Annotated in this window: 21 protein-coding genes; 10 read left to right on the forward strand and 11 right to left on the reverse strand. The window is 69.8% G+C overall.

All coding sequences use genetic code 11. The features are described 5' to 3' along the window. Nucleotides 1-418 precede the first annotated feature (418 nt). Entirely contained in the window at nt 419-2347 is a 1929-nt protein-coding gene (locus QMK24_RS25545; RefSeq protein ID WP_283469122.1) for a Xaa-Pro dipeptidyl-peptidase, read from the reverse strand. Between the two features lie 84 nt (nt 2348-2431). After that, entirely contained in the window at nt 2432-2851 is a 420-nt protein-coding gene (locus tag QMK24_RS25550) for an MmcQ/YjbR family DNA-binding protein (protein ID WP_283469123.1), read from the reverse strand. Between the two features lie 165 nt (nt 2852-3016). Here QMK24_RS25550 and QMK24_RS25555 point away from each other — a divergent pair, with 165 nt between their 5' ends. Beyond that, nucleotides 3017-3382 carry a VOC family protein gene (locus QMK24_RS25555; RefSeq protein ID WP_283469124.1) on the forward strand — a complete coding sequence of 122 codons (366 nt, stop codon included), beginning with the start codon at nt 3017-3019 and terminating at the stop codon, nt 3380-3382. Nucleotides 3383-3464: 82 nt separating this feature from the next. On the opposite strand, the gene QMK24_RS25560 is transcribed toward QMK24_RS25555, so the two are convergent. Genes QMK24_RS25560 through QMK24_RS25570 form a run of 3 tightly spaced genes read right to left on the reverse strand, consistent with a single transcriptional unit; the run spans nt 3465 to nt 6365 of the window. Next, complete coding sequence (locus QMK24_RS25560) at nt 3465-5270, reverse strand: PA domain-containing protein (RefSeq protein ID WP_283469125.1); 1806 nt, start codon at nt 5268-5270, stop codon at nt 3465-3467. Nucleotides 5271-5317: 47 nt separating this feature from the next. After that, a complete protein-coding gene (locus QMK24_RS25565) occupies nt 5318-5725 on the reverse strand; it encodes a nuclear transport factor 2 family protein (protein ID WP_283469126.1) in 408 nt (135 codons plus the stop codon). 34 nt (nt 5726-5759) lie between these two features. Further along, nucleotides 5760-6365, reverse strand: coding sequence for a response regulator transcription factor (locus tag QMK24_RS25570; RefSeq protein WP_283469127.1), 606 nt, complete (start codon nt 6363-6365; stop codon nt 5760-5762). A 429-nt stretch (nt 6366-6794) separates the two neighbouring features. Between QMK24_RS25570 and QMK24_RS25575 the strand changes: the two genes are divergently transcribed. The 4 genes from QMK24_RS25575 to QMK24_RS25590 all read left to right on the forward strand — a co-directional run bounded on the left by QMK24_RS25575 (nt 6795) and on the right by QMK24_RS25590 (nt 11884). After that, complete coding sequence (locus tag QMK24_RS25575) at nt 6795-8090, forward strand: cation:proton antiporter domain-containing protein (protein ID WP_283469128.1); 1296 nt, start codon at nt 6795-6797, stop codon at nt 8088-8090. Beyond that, complete coding sequence (locus tag QMK24_RS25580) at nt 8087-8278, forward strand: MbtH family protein (RefSeq protein WP_283469129.1); 192 nt, start codon at nt 8087-8089, stop codon at nt 8276-8278. Before QMK24_RS25575 ends, QMK24_RS25580 begins: the two co-directional genes overlap by 4 nt. 25 nt (nt 8279-8303) lie before the next feature. Beyond that, on the forward strand, nt 8304-11621 hold the full coding sequence (locus QMK24_RS25585) for a non-ribosomal peptide synthetase (protein ID WP_283469130.1): 3318 nt from the start codon (nt 8304-8306) through the stop codon (nt 11619-11621). Nucleotides 11622-11695: 74 nt separating this feature from the next. Further along, complete coding sequence (locus tag QMK24_RS25590) at nt 11696-11884, forward strand: hypothetical protein (RefSeq protein ID WP_283469131.1); 189 nt, start codon at nt 11696-11698, stop codon at nt 11882-11884. A gap of 68 nt (nt 11885-11952) precedes the next feature. Here QMK24_RS25590 and QMK24_RS25595 read toward each other — a convergent pair whose 3' ends face one another. Further along, nucleotides 11953-12993, reverse strand: coding sequence for a ParB/RepB/Spo0J family partition protein (locus QMK24_RS25595; protein ID WP_283469132.1), 1041 nt, complete (start codon nt 12991-12993; stop codon nt 11953-11955). A gap of 116 nt (nt 12994-13109) precedes the next feature. Then, nucleotides 13110-13862, reverse strand: coding sequence for a leucyl/phenylalanyl-tRNA--protein transferase (locus QMK24_RS25600; RefSeq protein WP_283469133.1), 753 nt, complete (start codon nt 13860-13862; stop codon nt 13110-13112). Nucleotides 13863-13945: 83 nt separating this feature from the next. Between QMK24_RS25600 and QMK24_RS25605 the strand changes: the two genes are divergently transcribed. The 3 genes from QMK24_RS25605 to QMK24_RS25615 are packed head-to-tail and all read left to right on the forward strand — an operon-like array spanning nt 13946 to nt 16992. Next, nucleotides 13946-14737, forward strand: a complete 792-nt coding sequence (locus QMK24_RS25605; RefSeq protein ID WP_283469134.1) for a thioesterase II family protein — start codon at nt 13946-13948, stop codon at nt 14735-14737. A gap of 15 nt (nt 14738-14752) precedes the next feature. After that, on the forward strand, nt 14753-15763 hold the full coding sequence (locus tag QMK24_RS25610) for a fatty acid desaturase (protein ID WP_283469135.1): 1011 nt from the start codon (nt 14753-14755) through the stop codon (nt 15761-15763). Continuing rightward, complete coding sequence (locus QMK24_RS25615) at nt 15760-16992, forward strand: ATP-grasp domain-containing protein (protein WP_283469136.1); 1233 nt, start codon at nt 15760-15762, stop codon at nt 16990-16992. Before QMK24_RS25610 ends, QMK24_RS25615 begins: the two co-directional genes overlap by 4 nt. Before the next feature lie 18 nt (nt 16993-17010). On the opposite strand, the gene QMK24_RS25620 is transcribed toward QMK24_RS25615, so the two are convergent. From QMK24_RS25620 to QMK24_RS25635, 4 genes are all read right to left on the reverse strand, one after another. Next, nucleotides 17011-17154, reverse strand: coding sequence for a hypothetical protein (locus QMK24_RS25620; protein ID WP_283469137.1), 144 nt, complete (start codon nt 17152-17154; stop codon nt 17011-17013). A 36-nt stretch (nt 17155-17190) separates the two neighbouring features. Then, entirely contained in the window at nt 17191-19026 is a 1836-nt protein-coding gene (locus QMK24_RS25625) for a carbamoyltransferase family protein (protein WP_283469138.1), read from the reverse strand. Next, complete coding sequence (locus QMK24_RS25630) at nt 19019-21112, reverse strand: iron-containing redox enzyme family protein (RefSeq protein WP_283469139.1); 2094 nt, start codon at nt 21110-21112, stop codon at nt 19019-19021. The genes QMK24_RS25625 and QMK24_RS25630 overlap by 8 nt, the downstream gene beginning before the upstream one ends. A gap of 138 nt (nt 21113-21250) precedes the next feature. Continuing rightward, entirely contained in the window at nt 21251-22267 is a 1017-nt protein-coding gene (locus tag QMK24_RS25635) for an SGNH/GDSL hydrolase family protein (protein ID WP_283469140.1), read from the reverse strand. 228 nt (nt 22268-22495) lie between these two features. On the opposite strand from QMK24_RS25635, the gene QMK24_RS25640 reads away from it, so the two are divergent. Beyond that, nucleotides 22496-22990, forward strand: coding sequence for a GNAT family N-acetyltransferase (locus QMK24_RS25640; protein ID WP_283469141.1), 495 nt, complete (start codon nt 22496-22498; stop codon nt 22988-22990). Nucleotides 22991-23477: 487 nt separating this feature from the next. Then, nucleotides 23478-24443 carry a fatty acid desaturase family protein gene (locus QMK24_RS25645; RefSeq protein ID WP_283469142.1) on the forward strand — a complete coding sequence of 322 codons (966 nt, stop codon included), beginning with the start codon at nt 23478-23480 and terminating at the stop codon, nt 24441-24443. The last annotated feature ends 9 nt before the right edge of the window (nt 24444-24452 follow it).

Below are 24452 nucleotides of genomic sequence, written 5' to 3' on the forward strand. Positions count from 1 at the left end.
AGGTGGGGGAATCGCTGCGTCGTCCAGCGGGGTCGATAGCGAGAAGCCGTATCTCAACCGGTCATGGAACGTGCGGGTCGCAAAGGGGTGCAGTCGGAGTTGTCTTCCGGCTGTTCGCGCATGAGGGCAGGGCCTCTTGGCAGTTCGGGGATGCGAATCTGACCGAACTGTCCCAGGAGACCCTGTCGCCACACGTACGGCAACGTGCCTGTTCATCCGGAACGGGTGGCAGACTATCCGTCGGACACGTGGGACGAGGAATGGTCGGAAGGGACGACCTCGGTTGCCCACCCCGGCCCGGCCGGAGAAGCGGGCCGGGCGGTTCCGCGCCAGGGCGCAGGCGACGGGCCGTGGCCCGCCGCCGTAGCGATCAGCCGCCCTCGGAGCGCCGGTCCGGGACGGTGGTGCGACAACCTGCTCAGGGGATCGAGGAGTTCCGGCGGTGGGTGCCCTTGTGGCTGGTTGCGGCCGCAGCGGCCTTGACCCGCGGCGCCGCTTTCCCCGGCTGCGGCAACCCGGCACTTCCCACCACGGGCAGGGTCAGGTGGCTGCCGCGCAGGTCCATTCGTACGGTGGCGCCGGTCGTGCTCGGGGTCGAGTATTCGAGGTCGCTCTGCTGCAGGATCACCCCCAGCACGTGCCTGGCCCGGACGGTCTGGTCGGTGGCCTGCATCGGCACGGTGATCGAGTACCACCGGCCGGCCTGCAGCGGAACCCGGAAGCGCAGGGAGACCCGGTGTGCGGCGTCCTGCCAGCCCCTGGTCAGGATGCCGCGGTCGCTGGTCACCACGTCCTGGGCGGTGTCGCGGTAGCACGCGTCGTCGGCCGCGGTCGACGCGCCCCAGCACGATTCGGTGTCCAGCGTGCGGATGCCCTCGTTGGGGTAGATGGTGTTGACCCGCTGGATGGTGCCGTAGTCGACGAGCCGGGCGGTGAGCTCGGTGGTCGGCCGGTCCACCTGGACGCGCAGGGTCACGGCCGGGGTTCCGGAGATCCGCAGGTCGCGAGTCAGCGGCCCGGAGAGGAAGGCGGCCCGGCCGGCGACCGCACCGTTCGGGTTGGCTGTGGCGGCGTCCTCGAACAGATCGGGGTTGTCCACCCAGGTCCTCTCGCCGGTGCCGGAGCGGCCGCCCAGGGTGCCGGTGGTGCCGTCGCCGTTGCCCAGCTGGACCTGCACCTGGTGCGCGCCCGGGGCCGGCCAGGCAGGCTGATCTGTCCACTTGCCGGGCGAGGTCTCCATGCTCACCTGCGGTTCCCGGTCGATGCCGTTGTGCAGGCCCTGCAGGTAGAAGTCGAACCATCGGTGCAGCGTGTCGACCCACTCGGCGCGCCGGAAGTCGAACGGGTCGACGTTGCCCGCCTGGGAGAGCCACATCTTGCGAGGCACCTTCAGCCCCTTCCACCACTGGGCGAAATGGTCCGTCATCACGCTGCCGTCGTTGAGCCCGTGCACCAGGAAGACCGAGGCCCGCACCTTCGACGCGTGCGGCCTAAGGTCGCGCTCCGCCCAGAAGGCGTTGTAGTCGCCGGTCGCGTCGTCGCTGCCGGCGTCGAGTTCCGCCAGTGTCCGGGCGCAGGCTTCGGCCGGGCGGCTGGTGACCATGTGGAACAGGGACTCGTTGGCGTCCGGGCTGACCACCACGCCGTTGTGGCGCGCGTAGTCGTATCCGCTGGAGGTGGCAGCGATCGGCACGACGGTCTTCAGTCCCTCGACGCCGGTGGCGGCTACCTCGTTGGTCACCGTCCCGTCCGCCGATTTGCCGATCATGCCGACCCGGCCGTTGGTCCAGCCGGTCGCAACGGCCGGTGACCCGTCGGCGTACGTGGCCTTCGCCCGACCGTTGAGCCAGTCGATGGCGGCCTTCGTGCCCAGCGTGTCTTCGCGCCCGTCGGTGTCCGTGCAACCTGTGGACCGGCCGGTGCCGGCCATGTCCACGGCGATGACGGCGTACCCGCGCGGCACGAAGTAGTTGTCGTAGAAGAGCGGTTGCTTGGAGATCGTGCCGGCCGCGTCGTATTCTTTGCGCTCCTTCTCATTGCCGCGGCCGCAGCAGCCGTAGAAGGGCGATGCCTGCATGATGACCGGCACCCGGACGTTGCCGGCCCGTGGCCGCACCACGTCCACCGCCACCTTGTCGGGCACTCCGTCGTAGTCGTTGTCCAGTGGGGTTTGAACCCAGACGCTCTCCCGGATCGCGTCCGCATACAAGTAGACGGGCACCGTGCTGGTTCCGCGGATGTACGGAACGGCGGGTGCGGCGCTCGCCGGCGCGGCGGCGGTGCCCATGACCGCAGCCAGGCCCATGACCGCAGTCAGAACAAGGGAGTGCACGAAGAGTCGACGCATGATCAGATTGTTGGGAAGCCCCTGCCGGAGAGGAAGCCTCGCGGTGCCGCATAATTCGGGGACGCCGAAGAGGCCCGCCGCCGGTCAGCCGGTCGGAGGCGGGAGGGCGACCCGGGCGGCGAGGAACTTCGGGGCCATCTCGCTGTAGCTGTCGGTGATCAGTTCCGTGAGCTCGGTCCAGTCGGTGTCGTCACCGAGGACGGCGGCGGCGACGTTGTGGCCCCAGTCGGCACGGAAGAACGGGAGCCCGCCGGCGGTCAGGCCGAGCAGGTCGTCGGCAGGCACCCGAAACGTCATGACGACCGGTCCCTGACCTGCGGTCGCATACGGGGCGTAGACCGGGTAGCGATCCACATCCGGCGTGTAGACGTGGGCGAAGGTCCGCGTACGGATCCGCCAGCGCACGCCGATCCAGGCCGGTTCCTCGTACGACTCGGGCAGCTGCCGGCAGATCGGCCGCAGCTGGTTCAGGATCTCCGGCGGAACGTCTCCCATGCTGGACATGGGTCGACATTAGCGGCCGCGGGTGAACCCCGCGCCGGATGCGGCTGGGCCGGGCCGCCCGCGCGCTTCCCCAAAACAAGGGGCAGCGCGGAGGCCGCTGTTCGCCGGGTGAGGAAGCCAGAATGATTCTGCTGGGTACGCCTTCGACCGAAGAGGATGTGGCTTGTGGATTTCAGGCGCCGGACAATCGTATTCGAGACGGCAGATCTTGATGCGGAAAGCGCTTTCTGGGCGGGGCTGTTGGACGGCACGGTCGAGGCGAAGGACACGTGGCACAACGTCTGGGTCGAGGGGGACTGGCACCTGGCTGTCCAGCTCGCGCCCGATCATGTGCCGCCCGTGTGGCCGGACGGGGCCTCGTCGCAGCAGGTTCATCTCGACTTCTCCCTCGACGACCTCGAAGCCGCGCACGACAAAGTGATAGAGCTGGGTGGGCGGCTGGTGAAGTCGGCCGACGATCCCTCCGCGCGCACCGGATTCCGGGTCTACACTGATCCGGCCGGTCACCCCTTCTGCCTCGCCTGGCCGTAGTGCCGCAACACCTTTGAGCAGTACACAACGCTGGTGGCGGGCTTCCGAGGAGACCTGCCACCAGCGTTTGTTCGTGGTGTGATCAGACGTCGAAGATGTAGAGACCGTAGTTGCGGTCGGTGACCAGGACGTAGTTCTTCTCACCGATCTTGTGGACCACGACGCCCACGAAGTCGTTGCCGGGCTCGCAGTAGGCTCCGACCTCCCGCAGGCCGTCCGGGCCGTAGCTCAGAACGCGGAGCCCGCCCGAGTAGAACGTGGCGTACACCAGCCTGCGGTCCGGATCGATCGCGACGTGGGACGCCGAGAGGTCGCCGAAGCCGATCGCGTACTTCGGGTCCTGCGACTCGGTGATGGCGTACGTATCGATCTGTTCGATGGAGCCGTCGCCGCCGGCCGGGATGTCCGTCTTGAACAGCCGCAGGTATCCCCATCCGTTGAACACCGACCTGAGGTCGATCGCGGGAATGTCCGGCGCGGCCGGTGTCGCGGTCGAGCCGGCCGTCTCCTCGGTCACACCGGTCACCCCGAGCAGCCGCAGACCGGTCAGGCGGTTGACGAAGATCAGCGGAATCGGTCCCTTGGCCGACGTGGGGTACTGATGAAGCGCGTCCGGCCCCTGGCGGTTGAAGACGATGCCCGCCGCGTAGCCGGCCGCGGCGACGGCGTCCAGCTTCTCCTGGAAGGAGCACCCCGGATTCGACCCGGCGGTCAGCAGCGAAGCGTCACGCTCCATGAGCGCGATCCCGCGGCCGGGCCGCACCGTACCCGGGCATCCGTTGCCGACGAAGGTCGGTGTGCCGGAGATGCCGGCCACGTCGTCGATCGGTGCCGTGTCCGGGCTCCAGGCCGCGGTGAACTCCAGGCCGGCGTCCGGCCCCGACGTGATGGTGCCGAGCAGGCGCACCGCTTCGTAGTTCTCGTCGGCGCCCACCAGATACTGCGCGTCGGGCGAGAGCGCGCAGTGTTCGGCGTTGCCCTCCGGTGCGACCTGTTGCCCGTGTTTCGCACGCTCCTCGTCCAGTTCGGCGTAGAAGGACTGAGCGATCATCGAGACGTTGCCCGGCGTCGGGTCGGTCACGTCGAGCAGCACGTATCCGCCGTCCCAGTACGTCGCGTTCATGACGTAGCGGTCGCCGGTCCGCTGCACGCTGACGGCGTGTCCGAACAGCGAGTTGAGGCCCGCGGGGGACTCCTGCGCGACGCCGAACGGCGGCACTCGCAGGTCGAGGGAGTTGACCATCGTCGGGTTGCGCGGGTCGGTGATGTCCATGATGCAGATGTCGGTGGTGATCTTGACAGTGACCATGGCGATGTAGGTGCGTCCGGTGAAGCTGTTGGTCCACGGGAACACGTAGTAGACCTCGACGGCCTGGGACACCGGTGAGCCGTTCACGTCCGTGTAGTCGCCGGCGTGGGCGGCCAGGAGCTCGGCGTGCTCCGGGTCGGTGATGTCCCAGATGTTGATGCCGCCCCGCTGGCGCGGCCCGGTCGGGTCCGGCGCATGGGCCTGGGCGTAGATCTCGTTCCCGTGGACGAACAGCGCACCACGGAAGTACTCGTTGTCGACCTCGATGACGCCCGGACCCTCACCGACGTAGTTGCCCGTCGTCGTCTCCATGAACGCGCTCTCGACCTCGAACGGCGCCTGTGGATCGCTGATGTCGATGACGTAGGCGCCGGTTCGCTCACACGTCGGCTCACGGTAGGCCGTGAGGAACGCGTGATTGCCGTACGCGGCCAGGTCGCAGATGTGCCGTTCGAGGCCGGCCCCCGACGGGTTGGTGACCTGCACCCTGCCCATGCGCCGCACACCGTACGTGGCGGTCGGCAGGTGTCCTCTCTCAAGCGCGTGCTGGTCACCGTCGGTCATGCCGGTGCCGGTCATGTGTACCTCCTGCACTATGCCTGTCTACGGAAACGCGAGGAATGCCGTCACTTCTGCTCGGCAAACGGGGTCATCTGGAAGCTGATGAACCGCCAGCCGCCGTGCTCCTGGCGGTGCAGGACCTGGGTGGCTACGCCCGCGAGCGTGCGTTCGCCGCCGTCCGGCGTACGCAGAAGGTTGGTGAGCGGGCCGGTGATGACCGCTACGTCGCCGACGAGCCGGATGAGCAACTCGCCCCGGGTGATGCCGAGGTAGGGGCGCCGGCTGACGGTGTGTTCGAGAAGTTGCGTCTTGGTGTGGGTGATGCCGTGTGCGTGGGTGTGCACGAGAGAGTCGTCGAAGATCTCGTCCAGCGTGTCCAGATCGGCGTCGATGAGTGCTCGCTGCCGGCGGTGCTCGACGGCATGCAGTTCGGTGGTAGCTTGCTTGTCGGGTGGTTGAACGTTGACATGCATGCGGCCTCTGTGGTGCTCTGGCGGCGCTATTCGGTCAGGCGGCGGGCTTCGTCAGTTGGCTGAGAAGCGCCACCCGGGTAAGTTCGGCCTTGTTACCGACGCCGAGCTTGGCGCGGATGCGCTTGACGTACGTATCGACGGTGTGTGGGCTGATGCCGAGCCGGGTGGCGATCTGACCGTGGGTCAGTCCTCGGGAGATCTGGCTGAGCACCTGCTCCTCACGCCCGGAGAGGTTGAGGGCGAGCGGGTCATGGCGTTCCGCCGGGGACTTCGTGGCGTGGCCCTCGGGTAACACCTGGGCGCCGGCCGTCACGGTTCGCAGTGCCGCGACCAGGCTCTTGCCCGACTGGTGCTTGTGGACCACACCGATGGCACCTGCCCGCAGGTACTCCTCGGCCGGCAGCGACCAACTGCTGAGCAGGACCAGGACCGCCGTGGTCCGGGCTGCCTCGGCGATGTCGTCCAGGCCGTGCGTTGCCCCGAGGGCATCGTCGTCGATGAGGGCCGCGTGGGCGAGCCAGGAAATCTGTTCGGTCGGAGACTGGCGGGTCGAGACGACGGCAATCCCTTCGTCGGAGAGGATCTGTATGAGGCCGACGAGGTAGACCGGACTGCTGATCAGCGCATCAACGCGAAGCATAAATTCCCTCGTAGATACCTGGATGGCGTTCTCTATCGTCTAGCCAGCGGTAGGCGGACCATGGGCCTGCTCTCAGTTGCGTACCGCTCGACGTGCGCACGACAGGGTGGTCCGTGGTCGAGACCGTCCTCCGGAAGGATCTAATGTTATCGAACTAGCGGTCGTGATCTACGGCCGTTAGTGATTATCAGATCCTTCGAGGAGGCCCGCTCGTCACCCCAATCGGGGACATGGACCTGTCCTGGCGGCAATCGTAGGATCGCTTGTTTCAATCGGCTCCACTCGCCTCTGACATGCGCAAACGTCGCAGCCACAGTGGATGGACCCGCGCGGCGGCCGGCATCTTGTCGCCGGTTCACGTGACTGCGCGGCCTCGGTCGGTCCTGCCTACTGTCGATCACACAGCGGGCTTAGCGAAGGGACTGACCGGTGGCTATCGGCACGGTTGCGGAGCTGCTCCTCGCACTGGTGGTGATCATTGTGGTCGCCCGGGTCCTGGGGCTCCTCTGCCGACGGATCGGCCAGCCGCAGGTGATCGGCGAGATCGCCGCCGGCATCCTGCTCGGTCCGACCCTGTTCCACGGTGCGCTCACGCGCACGTTGTTCCCGGCCGAGATCCGTCCGGCGCTCGCGACGATCGCCGGCGTCGGCATCTGTGTCTTCATGTTCCTCGTGGGGCTGCATCTGGCCGACAGCCGCCTGAGGGGGCAGAGCCGGATCGTCCTGGCGGTGTCGATCGGCTCCATGGTCGTGCCGTTCGTTCTCGGCAGTCTCTTCGCGATCGGCATCGTGGGCGATCGGTCCGGGCAGACCGCGGTTCTCTTCTGCCTGTTCCTCGGCACGGCGATGTCGGTCACCGCGTTCCCGGTGCTGGCCCGGATCCTGACCGACCGCCAGTTGATCGACAAGCCCATCGGTGGCCTCGCGCTGGCCGTGGCCGCGGTCGGGGACGTCCTGGCCTGGTCGATGCTCTCGGTGCTCGTCGCCCTATCGAACGGTAACCAGCCGCCCTGGCGGTTGCTGCTGGTGGTCCCCTTCGTGGCTCTCCTCGTCGGGGTGGTGCGACCGGCGCTGGCCAGGCTGGCGCGGCGCCGCCCGGCGGAGCAGAAGCGCGGGGCCGCCGCCCGGATCTCCGTCAGCGCCGGTCTGCTGGTCGCGTTGGGCGGCGCACTGTGGCTGTCGTCCGCGGCGACCTCGTGGATGGGACTGCATCAGATCTTCGGCGCGTTCCTGCTCGGCGCGGTGATGCCCCGCTCGGGCGCCGACGGCCTGCGTGAGCGGGTGCTGCCCTGGGTCGAGCGGATCGACAGGACCGTGCTGCTGCCGCCCTTCTTCGTGGTCGCCGGCTTCGCGGTGAACCTGTCCGGGATGGACGCCGGGGCGTTCGGCCTCCTGCTGTTGATCCTGCTGATCGCGATCGGCGGCAAGATGGCAGGCGCCTTCACGGCTGCGCGGCTCGTCCGGGTGTCACCCCGGCACAGCGTCGCACTGGCCCTGCTGGTCAACACCCGAGGGCTCACCGAACTGATCGTCCTGGCCATCGGTCTCCAGATGGGTCTGCTCGATGAGCGTCTGTACTCGCTCCTGGTTCTGATGGCGCTGGTCACCACATCCATGGCGGGTCTGCTGCTGCCCTTCGTCTACCCCCGGCAGAAGGCCGAGCCGGACCATGAGCTCCGCTCGGCCGACGCGTTCGCACCCCTGGTGAAAGAGGAGTCGAGATGAACCCGTTCGACGACCCGGAAGGCCGTTTCCTGGTGCTCGTCAACGACGAGGAACAGCACTCGTTGTGGCCGAGCCGCCGGGCGGTGCCAGCCGGCTGGCGGATCGTCCACGGCGAAGACAGCCGGCAGGCGTGCCTTGACTACGTCACGCAGCACTGGACCGACCTGCGCCCGCTCAGCACCCGCTGAGCGGTACGCCGAGAAAGGGCAGCCCGTGATCGCGATATCCGACTTCCTGGAAGAACTGCGCGTGGCCGGCGTACAACTGTGGCTGCAGGACGGTCGGTTGCGCTACCGGCCGGTCGGCGCGCTCGACGGCGAACGGCTGGCGGTGCTTCGCGAGCGGCGTGACGAGGTGATCGCCACGATGCTCGCCGACCCGGCGCCGCCCGCCCGGCCGGACATCATCCCGCTCTCCGACCATCAGCAGGGCATGTGGTTCCTTGAGCAGCTGGGCGTGCTGGGTGCGGCGTACAACCAGACGGCGCTGCACCGCATCACCGGCGACCTGGATGTGGCGGCGTTGCGGTCGGCGATCGCGGGGATCATGCAACGGCACGAGATCTTGCGTACGGCGTTCCCGGCGCGCGACGGCATCGGCGTCCAGGTCGTGGAGCCGCCCGGTGATCCCCGCTTCACCCTTCTCGACGTGTCCGACCTGTCGGCCGCCGAGCAGCAGCGGTGGCTGGACGAGCGGAAGCGGATGTACGCCGGGTACCGGTTCGACATCTCCGTGGCGCAGAACTTCCAGACCGAGCTGATCCGTCTCTCGCCGACCGAGCACGTGCTGGTTTTCCGTTCGTACCATCTGGTGCTCGACGGGCCCTCGCACGCCAACCTCTACCAGGAACTGCGCACGCTCTACCGAGCGCACCGGACCGGCACCCCGGCCGAAGTGCCCGAACTGAGCATGCAATACGCCGACTACGCCCTGTGGCAGAACAGCCGGGACGGCGCCGAGACGAAGCTGCACATGGATTACTGGACGCAGCGGCTGGCCGGCGCACCGCACACCTTCGACCTGCCGACCGACCGGCCGCGGGCGGCCACCGCCGAACTCGACGGCGACACGGTCGAGGTGCCGGTCTCCGCCGACGTGGCCGAAGGGCTGCGCCGGCTGGCCCGGCAGGAGGGCGCCACGCTGTTCATGGTGCTGCTGGCGGCCTTTCATACGCTGCTGTACCGGTGGAGCGGCCAGACCGACGTGAGCGTCGGGACGATCCTCGACGGGCGGGCGCGCCCGGACGTCGAGGCCAACATCGGCCACTTCGTCAACCCGGTCGTCCTGCGGGCCGACCTGGCCGGGCGGCCGACCTTCGCCGGGCTGCTCCGCCAGCTCCAACCGCGGCTGCTGGAAGCCTACGAGCACCGGCACGCGCCGTTCGACCGCCTGGTGGCGGAGCTCCGGCCGCAACGGGACCTGGCGGTGCAGCCGCTGTTCCAGGTGCTGTTCACCTACCTGAGGGACGAGCCGTTCGAGATGCTCGACGGGCTGACCGTCACCCCGATCGAGCCGGACGAGCGCAAGGCGATGTTCGACCTCACGCTCTTCGCCCACGAGAACGAGACGGGGGAGCTGACCGTCGGGCTGGAGTACCAGACCGCGCTGTTCGAGCGCGCGACCATGCAGCGCCTGGCCGGCTACCTGGTCACCCTGCTCGCCGGGATCGTCACCACGCCGGACGTGCCGATCGACGATCTGCACCTGATGTCGGCCGCGCAGCGGCACGAGGTACTCGAACTCTGGAACGGCACGGTCACCCGGTACGACGACGACATCTGCCTGCACCAGGTGATCGAGCGGCAGGTCGCCGCCACGCCGACAGCCGTCGCGGCGGTGTTCGACGGCAAGGAACTGACCTACCGTGAACTGGACGAGCAGGCGAACGCCCTGGCCCGGCAGTTGCGGGAGCTGGGCGTCGGCCCCGACGAGCGGGCCGGCATCGCGCTGCCCCGCTCGCTCGACATGGTGGTCGCCAACCTGGCGGTGCTCAAGTCCGGCGGCGCCTGCGTCCCGATCGACCCGACCTATCCGGCCGCACGCCAGCAGCTGATCGCGCAGGACGCGGCGCTGCGCCTGCTGATCCGCCCGGCCGGCGGTGCGGCCGGCCCGGAAGGGGGCACGCCGGTACTGGAGTTCAGCCCTTCGGCCAGCGCCACCGGCCCGGCGAACCTGGCCGACCCGGCCAACATCGCCTGGGTGCTCTACACGTCCGGGTCCACCGGCCGGCCCAAAGGCGTGGCCATGCCGCACCGGGCCCTGCTCAACCAGGTGCGGTGGCAGCAGCGCCAGGGCCCCGGCGGCCGCGGGCGGACCCTGCAGTGGGCGGCGCTCAGCTTCGACATCTTCTATCAGGAGATGCTGACCACGCTGGCGGTGGGCGAGACGCTGTTCCTGGTCGAGGAGGACGTCCGGCACGACTTCGAACGTCTGCTCGACGTCATCGAGGCGCAGCGCATCGAGCGGATCTTCATGCCGTTCGTGGCCCTGCAGGGCATGGCCGAGCGGGCCGCGCGCCTCAACCGGTTCCCGCCGTCGCTGCGGGCGGTGCTCACGGCGGGCGAGCAATTGCAGGCCACCCCGGCGATCCGGGAGTTCTTCACCCGGCTGCCGGACTGCACGCTGTTCAACCAGTACGGGCCGATCGAGGTGCACCTGGCCACCTCGCACCAGCTCGGCGGGGACCCCGCGCAGTGGTCGGCGCTGCCGCCGATCGGCCGGCCTTTCGACAACGCCCGGACGTACGTACTCGACTCCGAGCTGCGGCCGGTGCCACCCGGGGTGGCCGGCGAGCTGTTCGTCGCCGGCACCCCGCTGGCCCGCGGTTACCTGGGCCGCCCGGAGCTGACGGCGGAGCGGTTCCTCCCCGACCCGTTCGGCGACGGCGCCCGGATGTACCGCACCGGCGACCAGGTCCGCTGGAACGCCTACGGGCAGCTGGAGTTCATCGGCCGGCTCGACGACCAGGTGAAGATCCGCGGGTTCCGGGTGGAGGTCGCCGAGATCGAGTCCGTCCTCACGGGCCACCCGCAGGTCGTGGAGTGCGCCGTCGCCGCCCACCGGTACGGCGTCGGTGACCGGCGCCTGGTCGCGTACGTCGTACTGGACCCGCAGGCCCCGCCGACCGCCGCCGAGCTGCGCGCCTTTCTCGCCGACCGGCTGCCGGACTACATGGTGCCGGCGGCCTATCTGACGGTGACGGAACTGCCGCATACGCCGAGCGGGAAGCTCAGCCGGGCGCTGCTGCCACGGCCGGACGACGAGGCGGAGTGGGCCGGGGCGGCCGAGTACGAGCCACCGGCCACACCGCTGCAGGAGCGCATCGCCGCGATCTGGGCGGAGGTGCTGGCCGTGCCGCGGGTCGGCGTGCGGGACAACTTCTTCGAACTGGGCGGCCACTCGCTGCTGGCGGTCGCGGTCGTCAACAAGGTCGGTGACGTCATCGGGCGCACGGTGGCTCTGCGTACCCTCTTCGAGGCGCCGACCGTGGCAGACCTCGCCACCCGCCTGAGCGAGGCGGACCCGAGTTGAGCGGGCCGCGGCGGCGCACATCTCCGTTCGGCCGGGCCCGCCCGATCCGGTGGTTCCCGACGGGCGCGTCCGACGTGGCCGCCCGGCCGAAGCCGTCGACCCGGTTCGACCGGGAGACCGGGTACCGCACCGTCCCGGGCTGCGTGCACGCGGACCGGATCGGGCTGTCCCTGGGGGAGTACGCCAGCAACGGCACAGTACTGCCCTCCCCGCGGCGGCTGCGGATCCGGCCGGCGGCGTCGAACGGCACGCGGGCCCGCTGAACGCCCTGTACGGAAAAGGGCCGGTGGTCCTGGTGGACACCGGCCCTTCGCATTCCTGCGCCGCGTTCTCAGCCGGACAGTCCGCCGGCGGCGGTGTTGCCGTACTCGTCTTCCAGCCCCATCGCGAGCTGGATCCAGGCCGCAGCGCAGGACCTCGCCAGCGACCCGAGATTGAGCCGGGAGTGCGGCGGGATGTGGCTCAGCGGCAGCGGGATCTCGTCGGGCATCAGCACCCGCGGGCCCAGCCAGCGCAGCAGCACCCGGCCGGACTCGGTGTAACGCAGCGACGGATCCCGTTGGATGGTTTCCAGCAGCGACCGCAGTTCCTGCGAGGGATCGGCGTCCGGCAGCTTCACCGTCATCTGCCGGTCCACGTCGCGGTCGCTGCGTTCCGGCCGGGTCCGCCGGTCCAGCACCGGGTCCTCGCCGGACCGCAGGCGCGCCCGGACACTGCGCGCGGTCTCCACCGAGATGCCGGCCTCCTGGGCGATCCGGCGCAGCGTCGCCTCCGGGTGCACGGCGATCAGCTCGGCCGCGGCTTGCCGGCCGGCCGCCCCGTTGATCGGCCGTACCCGGCCGTCACGGCCTATGCGCGCCTCAACCGGCGGGCTGTCGATCCCGCGGCGCAGCGAGCCGACGGTCTTCGCGGAGAGCCCGGCGGTGAAGGCGATCGCCCGGTCGGACAGCTGCGGATGGCTCTGGATGATCCGGATCGCGGCCGCGCGCCGATCGGCGATGGTCAACGGCATGCCGTGCGTCACGTTGAGCCGGACGGCGACCAGGAACGCCTGGTGGTTGTCGCCGTCGAACAGCTGCACGCGGATCTCCTGCTCGCCGCGGAGCCGGGCGGCCGCGAGCCGGTGCATGCCGTCGATGACCCTCATGGTCGTGCGGTGCACCACGATCGGTGGCAGGTCCGCCTCCATCTCCGCCATCGATCTCGCGTATGCCAGATCCACGCCCGCGGATCGCGGGGAGTCGGCATCGCGGATGGCGGAGAGGGGCAGTTGCACGACAGCGTCGTCCCCGTCGGAGGGCGGCTGCGTGCCCGGCTGCACACTGGCGGAAGTCCCGGCTTCAATGGTGAATCTAGAGGTGTTGACCGGCACTGGATAAGCTCCGATTCTTGTCACGGCCTCGATGGTCGAACGAAGACACACGGTCTTCGATCATCCTGACCACGTGGCCGGACGCGCGGGACTCACCTGTTTAGGGGGCAACGCCGCTACTGCGGCGTGCGGAGGAACCCCAGGCGCCGTACCGGCTCCACACCGCCGGCCAGGTGTACCGGATCGCTGCCGCGGGCCAGGGTCGCCAGGAACTCGTGGCGCGGCAGTGGTCTGGCGCCGAGCCGCTGGTTGCGCTCGCTGTCCCACTCGACGTCCAGCAGCGTCACGCCGGCGCCGGCCAGCCGGTGCTCCATGTCGAGCAGCGCCACCTTCGACGCGTTGCTGCGCCGGTGGAAGCAGGTGTCCAGGACGAACACCTCCCCGGCACCGATGCCGATGGCACCGCCCACCAGCTCGTCGCCCTCCCACACCTCGACACTGTGCGCCCAGCCCAGCTCATTGAGCGCCATCATGCACTCGCACAGCTCGGTGGTCAGCCACTCGGGGGTGCGGTCGCGGCGGCACTCGGCGAGCACCCGGGCGAAGTCCTGGTTCGTGGTGGTGGTCCAGGTCAGCCGATTGCGCAACAGCTTCATCAGGCTGCGCGCGTTGGTCAACCCGCCGTACGGGATGACCGGCCGGGGATCCGGGGACCACCAGACCAGCGCGTACGGGTCGGGCAGTGGCGAGTCGAGCACCACGGTCGCCCCGGACTCCACCGATTCCTCGTACAGGGCGTGATTCACCTCGATGTCAGCAGCCGTCGCCGCCGGCATGGGGTAGGTGCCGTGCCGGTAGCCGCCGAGAACGGTGGCCGGGTCGAGCCGCCCACCGATCGCGACCGGCGCGTCAGCCGGGGCACTATCCATCGCAAGTCCGTCCCAGACACATCCTTCGCAAGGAATCACATGTGGATTCTGACCTCAGACCCGCGACTGACGGGAGTCCCTCGATGACCGCACCCCCGACATCGGGCACCACCGGCGCATCGGCGCGCTGGCTGCGTCGGCTCCGGCCACGCCGGGACCCATCGGCGCGCCTCGTGTGCCTGCCGCACGCCGGCGGCACGGCCAGCGCCTACAGCCCGTGGATCGACCGCCTGCCGGCCGGGATCGAGCTGATCAGCGTGCAGTACCCGGGCCGCCACGACCGGCTGGCCGAGCCGTTGCTGTCGTCGGTCCCGCAGATCGCCGACGCTGTGGCCCCGGTGCTGGCGCCGTACGCCGACCGGCCCCTGTTCCTGTTCGGGCACAGCATGGGCAGCCTCGTCGCCTACGAGGTCGCGATCCGCATGGAGGCTGGCCCGGGGCCGGACCCGGCCGGACTGTTCGTTTCCGGCCAGTTCGCCCCGCAGCGATCCGCGCCACCGAGGGAGGCACTCGACGACGCCACCGTCGAGGCCGAGGCCCGGGAGTCCGGCTGGACCGATCCGGCCGTGTTCGACCACCCGGAACTGCGCGAACTGGTGCTGCCGCCGCTGCTGGCCGACGTCCGGGCGTCCCTCTCGTACCACCGCGCCGAACCGGTGCGGCTGCGCTCCCCGATCGCCGCCTACGGGGGCCTCGGCGACTCCGACGACGTGTTGAGCGACCTGGCCGCCTGGGGTGAGCTGACCTCCGGCAGCGCCGTGTGGCGCGCCTTCGACGGCGACCACTTCTACCTCCGGGCGCGGGAGGCCGAGCTGGTTGCCGACATCGTGGCCCGGATGTCTGACTGGAGAGAGCCGCCAGTTGGACATCACTGAGTGAGGAGAAGGACCGTGGCCGATTCTGATCGGGCGGAGCGGTACCGCTTCGCGCCGGACATCATGGTCGCGGTCCGGGCCGCGTCCCGGCCGGACAACTGGCACGGTCCGCTCGAAGCTTTCGTGCACTGGGCCTGGGTCGCGTTCTGGTGCGCGGCCTCGGTGCTGTCGTGGCGGCACGCACCCTGGTGGCTGGCGCTGCCGGTGTACCTCGTGGCGGTCTTCTTCATCGGCGGCCGGCAGCGTGGCATCGCCGGGATGCTGCACATGGCGACCCACCGGGTGTTCATGGCCAACCACCGGGCCGGCAGCGTGATCGGGGCGGTCCTCGGCGGATATCCCGTGCTGCAGAGCTACACCGGTTACCGGGTGTCGCACCTCAGTGAGCACCACGGTCGGCTGGGCGACCCGGAACGCGACCCGGACTACCGGCAGTACCAGGACAACGCGCTGTGCGGGGACGACCTGAGCCGCAGGGCGCTGCGCCGGTACTTGCGCAAGGTGGTGATGCCGAAGGCGACCGCCTCGTACGTGCTCTACCTGCTGCGGCACCGCATCGTGGCGGCGGGGGAGCAGCCGGCCGAGCGGGCGTTGCGGGTGGTCCTGCTGGCAGGAGTGCTCATCTGGGCCGTCCTGGGCGGCTGGTGGCTGTGGCTGGTGCTGCTCTGGTTCGTGCCGCTGGTCACCACACAGGTGTGGATCGGTGCGGTGGCCGAGTTGATGGAGCACTTTCCGCTGATCGAGACCGCGCCCCGGATGGACATCTACATGTCCTGGAACCGGGTCTACGGATGGGGCACCCGGTTCCTGCTGGGGGAGATCGACGGCGAGGGCTTCCACCTGGTCCACCACCTGTTCCCGCGGACGCCGATGTGGCGGCTGCGCGAGGTCGACGCGATCCTGAGCCGCGACCCGGTGTACGCGGCACTGCCGCGGCTCGGCGGCGCCCTGGGCGGCCTCGGGCAGATCTACCGTTTGCTGCCCGCGCAGCGCGAGCCCGACGGCGCCGCACGGGTCGGCGCATGACCGAGACGGTGGTCGTGGTTTACACGGCCGGCGCCGCCGCCCCGCTCGAACTGGCCGCCGACGCCGAGGGCTACGACCTCCTGTTCGCGGTGCCCGTCGACGAGCTGGCGGACGGCCTGGCCGACCTGCTGGCGGCCATCGGTGACGTCGTTGACGTGACCGACGAGGTGGCCGGCGCCGCGGTGCTCGGGGCCCGCCGCCCGGCCGGCATCGTGGCCTTCTCCGACCGTGACCTGCCGCTCGCGGCACGCCTGGCGTCCCGGCTCGGCCTGCGATACCACTCGGAGAGCACGGTGCTCGCCGCCACCGACAAGCACGTCCAGCGGCAGCGGTTCCGTGACGCCGGGCTTCGAGTGCCGCGGTTCAGGCTGCTGACGGGTCCCGGCGATGCAGTGGAGGCGCTCGCCGCGGTGGGCACGCCGGCGGTGCTCAAGCCGGTCCGAGGCGCGGCCAGCCGGCAGACGTATCGCCTGGACAGCCCGGAAGACGCGGTGCGGTACGCCGCCGACGCATTCGCCTCGGGCGACGCCGACCAGTTCGTGGTCGAAGAGATGCTGGTCGGCCGCCCGTCGGTGGCCGGCCCCGGCCTCGGCGACTACGTGTCGGTCGAGATGCTGTTGTGGCACGGCACGGTCGTGTGCCAGGTGCTCAACTCACGCCTGCCGTTGCGGGAACCGTTCCGGGAGCAGGGCTTCTTCGTGCCCGGTCTGCTGCCCGCAGAGGTCGAGGCGGAGGTCCACCGGCTCACCGCGGCGGCCTGTCACGCTCTCGGCATGCAGGACGGCTGGGCGAACGTCGAGCTGAAGCTGACCGCCGACGGACCCGTAGTGATCGAGGTGAACGCCCGTCTCGGCGGCTACGTGGCCGTCCTGCTGCACCGGTCGTTCGGCGTGGAGGCGGTCCGGCTGGCGTTCGAGGTCGCCGTCGGCCGCCGGCCGGAGGTGTCGCTGGGGGAGCCGACCGCGGCTGCCTTCTGCTACCAGATCCTGCCGCCGGTCGGCGACTGGCGACTCGCCTCCTGGGGCAACGTGGCCGACCTCGCCGAGCGCCCCGACGTGCTCTCGGTCGTCCTGACCGCTGAGCCCGGTGACCGGGTCGACTGGCGGCTGGGCAGCCAGGGCACGCTCGGCGTGGTGGAGGGCTTGGCCGAGCGGCCGGAGGCGGTGCTCACCGCGGTGCGCGCCATCGAGCAGGCCGTCGCCGACCAGGTGGTCTTCAGCCCCGTGTGACCGGTTTCTGGCAGGACTTCAGCCTCGCGTGACCGGTCTCTGCCAGTAGCTCGGCCGGCGCCGGGACCACGACCGGCGCATCGGATCGCGCAGGACCCTCAGCACCAGGCCCGCCGGGATCACGAGCAGGACGTACGCGAGGGTGAGCAGGGCGTTGCGCATCAGAAACCCCTTCGATACGGGACGGACGGCCGCTGGTCAGTCGAGGGGAACCTCGGCGCGCCAGTCCACGTCCTCTTTCCACTCGGGCTGGTCGGACTTGTGCAGCAGGAACCCGCCGAGCGCGAGCACGTCGATGTCGGTCCGCATGAAGCAGGTGTATGCCTCGTGCGGCGTGTTCACGATCGGCTCGCCGCGGACGTTGAACGACGTGTTCACCACGACGCTGCTGCCGGTCTCCCGCTTGAGCGCCGTGAGCAGCCGGTGATAGCCGGGGTTGTCCCGCGGCCCGACGGTTTGCACGCGCGCGGAGCAGTCCACGTGCGTGACCGCCGGGATCACCGACCGGGCCACCTTGAGCAGGTCGATGCCGGTCAGGCCGGAATCCGTCTCGACGGCGAGCCGGGCCGCCTCGGCGACCGGCGCGACCACGAGCATGTACGGGCTGTCCTGCGGAAGGTCGAAGAAGTCCTTGGCGTCCTCGGACAGCACGGACGGCGCGAACGGCCGGAACGACTCCCGGAACTTGATCTTCAGATTCATGACCGACTGGGTCCGCGGATCGCGGGCGTCACCCAGGATCGACCGCGAACCGAGCGCCCGTGGGCCGAACTCCATCCGGCCCTGGAACCAGCCCACGACCATCCCCGCGGCGATCGACTTCGCGACCTCGGCAGTCAGCTCCGCCTGCCCGAGGCGGCGGTGCGGGATGCTGGCGGCGGTCAGGTAGGCCTCGATCATGTCGTCGTCGTACTCCGGTCCGAGCAGCGACCCGGACATCGCGTCGTGTCCGGTCCCGACATGGGCCCGCCCGGCGCCCCGATCCATCGCGACCGCGAGCGCCGCGCCCAGCGCGCCGCCGGCGTCGCCGGCCGCCGGCTGGACCCAGACCTCGTCGAACAGTTCGCCGGCGACGATCTTTCCGTTCGCCACGCAGTTCAGGGCTACGCCACCGGCCAGGCACAGCCGTGACTCGCCGGTCAGCTCGCGTGCCGTCCGCGCGAGCTTGAGGACGACCTCCTCGGTGACCAGCTGCACGGAAGCGGCCAGGTCGAATTCCCGCTGGGTCAGCTCGCCCTCGGGTTCGCGGCGCGGACCGCCGAACAGCTGCTCGAATCCGCGACCGGTCATCACCTGACCGCGCAGGAACTCGAAGTAGCGCATGTTCAGGCGGAACGACCCGTCCGGCTTGACGTCGATCAGCCGCTCGTGGATCAGGTCGGCGTACCGAGGTTCGCCGTAGGGCGCCAGGCCCATCAGCTTGTACTCGCCGGAGTCCACCTTGAATCCGCAGAAGTAGGTGAAGGCCGAGTAGAGCAGGCCGAGCGAGTGCGGGAAGCGGATCTCGGCCATCGGCTTCAACCGGGTGCCCTGCCCGTGCCAGATCGAGGTGGTCGCCCACTCGCCGACACCGTCGATGCACAGCACGGCGGCCGACTCGTACGGGCCGGCGAAGAACGCCGACGCGGCGTGCGACTCGTGGTGCCGCCGACAAATGATCTCCGGTACGCGTCCGCGGTCCAGACCTTCGAGCTCGCGACGGACCACGTCGGCGACCCGCCGCTTCGACGACCACCAGTCGGGCAGGGTGTCGCGGAACGAGGCGAGCCCGAACGGGACCGCGCCGAGATAAGTCGCCAGGACGCGGCGGAACTTGAGCGCCGGGTCCTCGTAGTAGGCGATCGCCGACACGTCCGCGAGCGTGGCGCCGACCTCGTCCAGGCAGTAGGCGACAGCGTTGGCGGGGAATGCGGAATCGTGGCGGCGGCGGGTGAAACGTTCCTCCTGAGCGGCCGCCACCGGGCGGCCGTCGGACACCAGCGCCGCGGCACTGTCGTGGTAGTAGGCGGAGATACCGAGAACCAGGTCAGACATGTGCGGAGGCCTCCACTCGGGCGCGACGGGCCGCGTTGCGGGCCCAGAATCCGGATGGGGGGTTCAGCGAGCGGTACCCGGCCCGGATCCGGTCCCACGCGTCCGTGCGAGCGGCCGGCGCCTGCTGCGCCAGATACCCGTCGACGGCGTCCGCCGCCCACGCGGAGTGCCCGGTCGCGACATTGTCGATGGTGTTGTGGACGTCGACGAACGCGGTGCTGAAGCCGTATCGCTTGAGCGCCTGCCGGGCGCGGCGGTAGCTGCCGCCGACCCCGGACAACTCCATGGCCAGGTTCAGGCCGAGGATCTCCGGTTCGAACGTGAGTGGAAACCGGCCGATCGCCAGCCAGTAGACCGGCAGTTCGAACGACCGGTCCCGGAGAGCGGGCCAGGCCGCGAACTCCGGCGACCGGGTCGGTGGCAGCTCGATGCCCATCTCCCGCAACACGGCGCGGTAGATCAGCGGATGGTTCAGCTCCGGCCTGCCGTTGCCCAGCTCGTCCCAATAGGTCTCGAACAGGAAGTGGCCGCGCTCGGCGGAGGCGAGCTGATAGTCGGTGTGCCCGGCCAGCCAGGCGCCGTCGATCAGGGTGAGCGGTGCCAGTTGCAGCGTCGAGTCGATCAGCGCGGCGCGCTCCGGCAGGGGATCGTCCGAGCCGTCCTGGAACTCGCTGTTGTGCAGGTCGTGCCGGTCGAGCAGCCACGGCCGCAGGCCGTCCGACGGCGGCTCGGCCGGCAGCGACTGGGCCGCCTGCTTCATGCCGTGGCGGGAGCGGGCCAGCCATCCCTCGACGTAGCGCAGCGCATACCGCCGGGTGGCCGGCGTGATCGTGCGCCGCAACAGCCGGGTGTACGCCTCCCGCAGACCGGCTGGAGCGGCGCCGTCGCCCGCAGTGTCCGGAGCCGGGCGGAATGTGATGCTCCGCGGCTCCTGCGCGGCGGGCCGCAGCCGCGCTCGCTCGGCCGGATCGGCCGGCAGCGCATCGATCCACCGATTGATGACGTCCAGGTCGTCGTCGGGGAACACCCGGAACATCCGGCCGTTCTCCGATACCAGTTCGCCGGTGAGCCGGCTCGCCCCGGACCGGCCCGGCTGCACGAGGCGGCTGTCGGCGAGCGCGGCCAGGAACGGAGCCGGGTCGGTGCGCGCCTCGGCGAGCCACTGCTTCAGAGGCCGCCCGCGCATGACGAACCGGTCGTGATAGGCCGACGCCTCGCGGGCCCGGGAGCGTATCAGCTCGGCCATCTCGAAGGACGGGTCGCGAGCGGCGTCGAGCTCCCGGTACACCTCGTCGCTCCAGCGGCGCAGGGCCGCGAACGCCCAGGCGAAGCCGCGCTCGGTCGCCGTCGTACCGGCCGTGCCGGCCGCCGCGGTGAACGCGGCCGCGACGGCTTGTGCGTCGTCGACCGCCGGCGCGCGGCCCGGGTCCAGCGCGGCCCAGTCCGCCGCGTGCGGAAGCCGGGTCCGGACACCGGCGAGCGGGGGCAGCAGCCCGACGGCGCGCGAGAAGAGATCAAGACCGATGATTTCGCCCTGGTACGTGTCCGGGCGCCGGCTCATCGTCAGCGCGAGAGCCGGCAGGTGGAAGGACGGGTCGGCGATCCGGCGGTCGTGCACCAGGCGGGCGGCCGGGCGTGCGTGCACGGCCACCCGGACGTGCCGCATCAGAGCGAGGTACGCGTCGCCCCGGGACGCGCCCGGGTGCCCGGCGCCGACATCGGCCGCGAACAGCGCGAGCGCCCGCATGGTGACCAGTTCCTCGGCGTTGCCCGGCTCGCTCATCCATTGCAGCCAGGCACCCGATAGCGAGGCCAGCGGCGCGCAGGCGAGCACCGCCCGGCGGACGAGCACGTCCGCACAGCCCTCCAGCTCCGCGGCGGCGAACAGCGCGGTGAAGCGTGCCCGTTCGGCGTCGGCCCAGGCGGCGGCCGCGGAGAGATCGCACCGCGGATCGCCGTCGTGGCCGGCACGGTCCAGCTCGCCGGTGATCGCGGACCGCAGGGTGTCGGGCAGCGGCGTGTCCTCCGACTCGCACGCCCGCGCGAACACCGTCCGGACCGGCAACGTCAGCGCATCGTCGTCCATCGCCTGATCAGAACATCGGGTAGATGGAGGCATCGCCCTTGGCCTTCTTCTTGCGGCGGCCGAACAGCCTGGCCAACACCGTACGCAGGAACGACACGGAGCAGTCACCTCAGTTCACTTCGGGTCGACATTCGGACCTCACGTCAGCTCAAGGCTTTCGGCCAGCACCTGCGCGACGAGGTCATTGCCCTCGTCGGTGTAGTGACCGCGGTCGACGAAGAGCCAGTCCGACGGCTTCGCCACCGCGGCGAGCCGGGAGAGCGTGTCGACGAACGGGATGCCCTTGCGCGCGCAGGCCTCGCCGAGGGCCTCGGCATAGGCGGCGCCCGTCGCGAAGCTGCCGACGTCGCCGTAGCGCTCCTCCCAGGTCCCGTAGTCGGAGAACTTGTCGAACTCGTCGAAGAGCAGCTTCTCCTGCGGTGCCGGCGTCTCCCGCAGCCAGGTCGCGAGCGGCTGGAGGGCGAAACTCACCCGGGCGCCGGTCGCGGCGGCCATCACGAGCCAGCTGTCGAGGTTCCGCAGCGTGACGTCGACTGCGGACTGGATCATGCCGGCCGTTGTCGGGCGGACCTCTGGCGGCGCGACGGTCTGCGCCGGTGGCCTCGGGCCGGCACGCCACCGCTTGGTCTTGGCCGGCTCGGCGTACCGTGCCCGCAGCTCCTGCATCTTCTCGAAGTACTCGTTGCAGAAGAAGAACGGCTCCTGGACGCCGACGTCCATCCCGGTCAGCTGTCCCATGACCAGCGTGTTGAAGCCGCTGATGATGACGATCTCGTCGATCGGGGGCAGCAGGTGCCGGTGGAGCATGAACAGCATCAACTCCTGCGTGGAGTTGAGGTACGGGGCGCCGAAGGTGAACCACGGCCTGCTCGGCGCGTGCTTCGACCAGAGCCGGGAGGCGATCGTGGCTCCGTCGTTCGTGGCGCCGTAACCCAGCGACACCGAACCACCCACGAGCAGCCGGACCGGCCCGTCGAGCCTGTCGCCGCCGACGGACCCCGGGCCGCTCGGACTGTGCGAGAGCCGGAATCCGAGCCGGTCGGTGTTGATGGCCGCCGATCGGAAGTTCGGTCTGTTGAAATACATCAGATAGGGGAGGTATCTCATCTCCCCGCGGTCCAGGAAATCGAGATAGTCGGACAACTGAGGCGTCAACAGCTCAGTTTGCCGCACCATAAGACGACCCCCCTTCGCCAGCATGTGGCCCTCTGGCCGGAATTCCTGAAGGACAACCTAATGCCGCGCCGGCGAGGTGGCGTGTCCCGTAAAAGGGCTGCGGGCACTGGCCGGATTCCGGGCCTCGAAGCCACCCGCCCGGCGTGCTAGCCTCGCCTCGATTCTGATGTGGGACGACCCGTCGTTCCGTCTGGCGCGGAGGCGCGAATGACTGACAATGTGGCCAGGAACATCTCGCTGCGACCCCTGACCGAGGACGACATCCCGGCGCTCTTCGAGATCCAGCTCGACGAGGCCGCCCAGCATCTTGCGGCCTTCACCGATGCCAAGACCGCCCGCGACGCCGACGCCTTCCGGCAGAAGTACCGGAAGATCCTGGCCGACGACGCGATTGTCAACCGGGTCATCGAGATCCACGGCGAGGTCGTCGGCAGCGTGGCCACCTTCCCGATCGAGGGCGACACGGAGCTCACCTACTGGATCCGCAAGGACTGGTGGGGCCGGGGGGTGGCCACCGCGGCCGTCGCGGCGCTGCTCTACGAGATGACGGAGCGGCCGATCCACGCCCGGGTCGTGGAGGACAACCCCGGCTCCGTCCGGGTGCTGGAACGCAACGGGTTCGTGCGCATCGGCAGCGAGGACTCGTTCGCTCCCGGCCGCCAGGCCACCGTCACCGAGCTGATCTTCAAGCTGGCCGACTGACAACCGGGCCCGGCGCGCATCCGCGCGGACCGGGCCAGAACATCGACATCTGAGCGCCGCATGGTCCGACGACCGCGCGGCGCGTCGCTGTGCCTGCACATATCTCCCTTTCCAAATGCCGATGGTGAGCAGTTGGACGCCGGGCTCGGCCTTGTGCCTCTTCGAACGTCCTCGCCGCGCATGCGAGCAGCGGATCGGGTCAAGACGGTTCCGCATCAGCCATTTCGGGCCGGTGCCGCGGCCTCGGTGCCCGCGCTGGGTGAGAGTGCCCCCTGCGGCGGACCTCGGTGACCGCTCGGCGACCAGGCCCTCCAGGCCCAGCAGCCGGTCGCATCGTTGACAGTTCCGGTCATGGCTAGCGTCGTCGCCGTATCCCGGGCTCCGTAACCCATGGCCTAATTCCCGACGCTTGCGCATGTGCGCCGGAGATCACTACTTCGCTGATTCGCCGGGCAGTTCTGCCACGCGTACGAAAGGTGCTGGTGAAATGGTCGAGGCCAAGCCGCGACGGTTCTGGCGCAACAGCCCGGCGGACGCCATCCTGCTCACAGTCACTCTGACCCAGTTCGCCGGCACGATCGCGCTGGCCGCGCTGACACCGGACGGGTTGTGGCCGCGGCTCGCCTCTGCGGCCCTGGTCACGGCCATGATGACGTACTCGATCATCGTGGTCACGCACCTGTTCGTCCATCAGCCCTGGTTCACCGACAACCGCCTGAATGCCGTGCTGTCGGTGGTGAGTTCGGCGAACATCGCGCAGTCGGTGCAGGGCTACCACCTGACCCACGTCCGCAACCATCACCGGTACAACAATGACCGCAAGCGCGACGGGACCACCGCCGACATCACCTCCACCTACCGGTACAGCCGCGACGACGGGCACGCGCCGCTGTGGTGGTACCTGGTCTGCGGGCTGGCCTCCTCGGCCAAGGAGTGGGTGGTCACCTGGGCGATGCTGCGCCGGGGATGCGCGGTCGGCCCGCGGGAGACCACGCTGCTGGAGCTGGCCGCCCGCAACCCGGGCCGCCGCGTCGCAGAACTCAGGCAGGTCAGGTACGACCGGCTCACGTACCTCGCGTTCACGGTGCTGCTGGCCGTCCTGTCCTGGCAGTGGACTCTGCTGTGCTACCTGCCCTCGGTGGCGCTCGCGTTCACCTTGGTCAATGTCCAGAACTACTACCGGCACTTCGGCGCGGAGCCGGAGAGCCGGTACGCGAACTCGGTGAGCCACTACGGCCGGCTGTACAACCTGGTGACCTTCAACGACGGCTACCACCAGGAGCACCACCTGCGTCCCACGACGCACTGGAGCCGGCTGCCCGAGGTCGCGGAGCAGTACCAAGAGCGGTTCGACGAAGCCGGTCGCGTGATCTCCCCGGTGCCGGCCCTGGTCGGCTTCCTGGACACGGGTCGCGTCGGCCAGCGCTCGCCAGCGACACCGCCCGCCGGATGAGCCGGTATT

This window comes from Streptomyces sp. PH10-H1 (genome assembly GCF_030063355.1).
Classification (GTDB): domain Bacteria; phylum Actinomycetota; class Actinomycetes; order Streptomycetales; family Streptomycetaceae; genus Actinacidiphila.

Excerpts from the sequence above, each read along its gene's own strand:
- QMK24_RS25545 (WP_283469122.1), bottom strand. The coding sequence starts at position 2,347 with ATGCGTCGACTCTTCGTGCACTCCCTTGTTCTGACTGCGGTCATGGGC.
- QMK24_RS25550 (WP_283469123.1), bottom strand. The coding sequence starts at position 2,851 with ATGTCCAGCATGGGAGACGTTCCGCCGGAGATCCTGAACCAGCTGCGG.
- QMK24_RS25560 (WP_283469125.1), bottom strand. The coding sequence starts at position 5,270 with ATGACCGGCACCGGCATGACCGACGGTGACCAGCACGCGCTTGAGAGA.
- QMK24_RS25565 (WP_283469126.1), bottom strand. The coding sequence starts at position 5,725 with ATGCATGTCAACGTTCAACCACCCGACAAGCAAGCTACCACCGAACTG.
- QMK24_RS25570 (WP_283469127.1), bottom strand. The coding sequence starts at position 6,365 with ATGCTTCGCGTTGATGCGCTGATCAGCAGTCCGGTCTACCTCGTCGGC.
- QMK24_RS25580 (WP_283469129.1), top strand. The coding sequence starts at position 8,087 with ATGAACCCGTTCGACGACCCGGAAGGCCGTTTCCTGGTGCTCGTCAAC.
- QMK24_RS25600 (WP_283469133.1), bottom strand. The coding sequence starts at position 13,862 with ATGGATAGTGCCCCGGCTGACGCGCCGGTCGCGATCGGTGGGCGGCTC.
- QMK24_RS25605 (WP_283469134.1), top strand. The coding sequence starts at position 13,946 with ATGACCGCACCCCCGACATCGGGCACCACCGGCGCATCGGCGCGCTGG.
- QMK24_RS25615 (WP_283469136.1), top strand. The coding sequence starts at position 15,760 with ATGACCGAGACGGTGGTCGTGGTTTACACGGCCGGCGCCGCCGCCCCG.
- QMK24_RS25620 (WP_283469137.1), bottom strand. The coding sequence starts at position 17,154 with ATGCGCAACGCCCTGCTCACCCTCGCGTACGTCCTGCTCGTGATCCCG.
- QMK24_RS25625 (WP_283469138.1), bottom strand. The coding sequence starts at position 19,026 with ATGTCTGACCTGGTTCTCGGTATCTCCGCCTACTACCACGACAGTGCC.
- QMK24_RS25630 (WP_283469139.1), bottom strand. The coding sequence starts at position 21,112 with ATGGACGACGATGCGCTGACGTTGCCGGTCCGGACGGTGTTCGCGCGG.
- QMK24_RS25640 (WP_283469141.1), top strand. The coding sequence starts at position 22,496 with ATGACTGACAATGTGGCCAGGAACATCTCGCTGCGACCCCTGACCGAG.
- QMK24_RS25645 (WP_283469142.1), top strand. The coding sequence starts at position 23,478 with ATGGTCGAGGCCAAGCCGCGACGGTTCTGGCGCAACAGCCCGGCGGAC.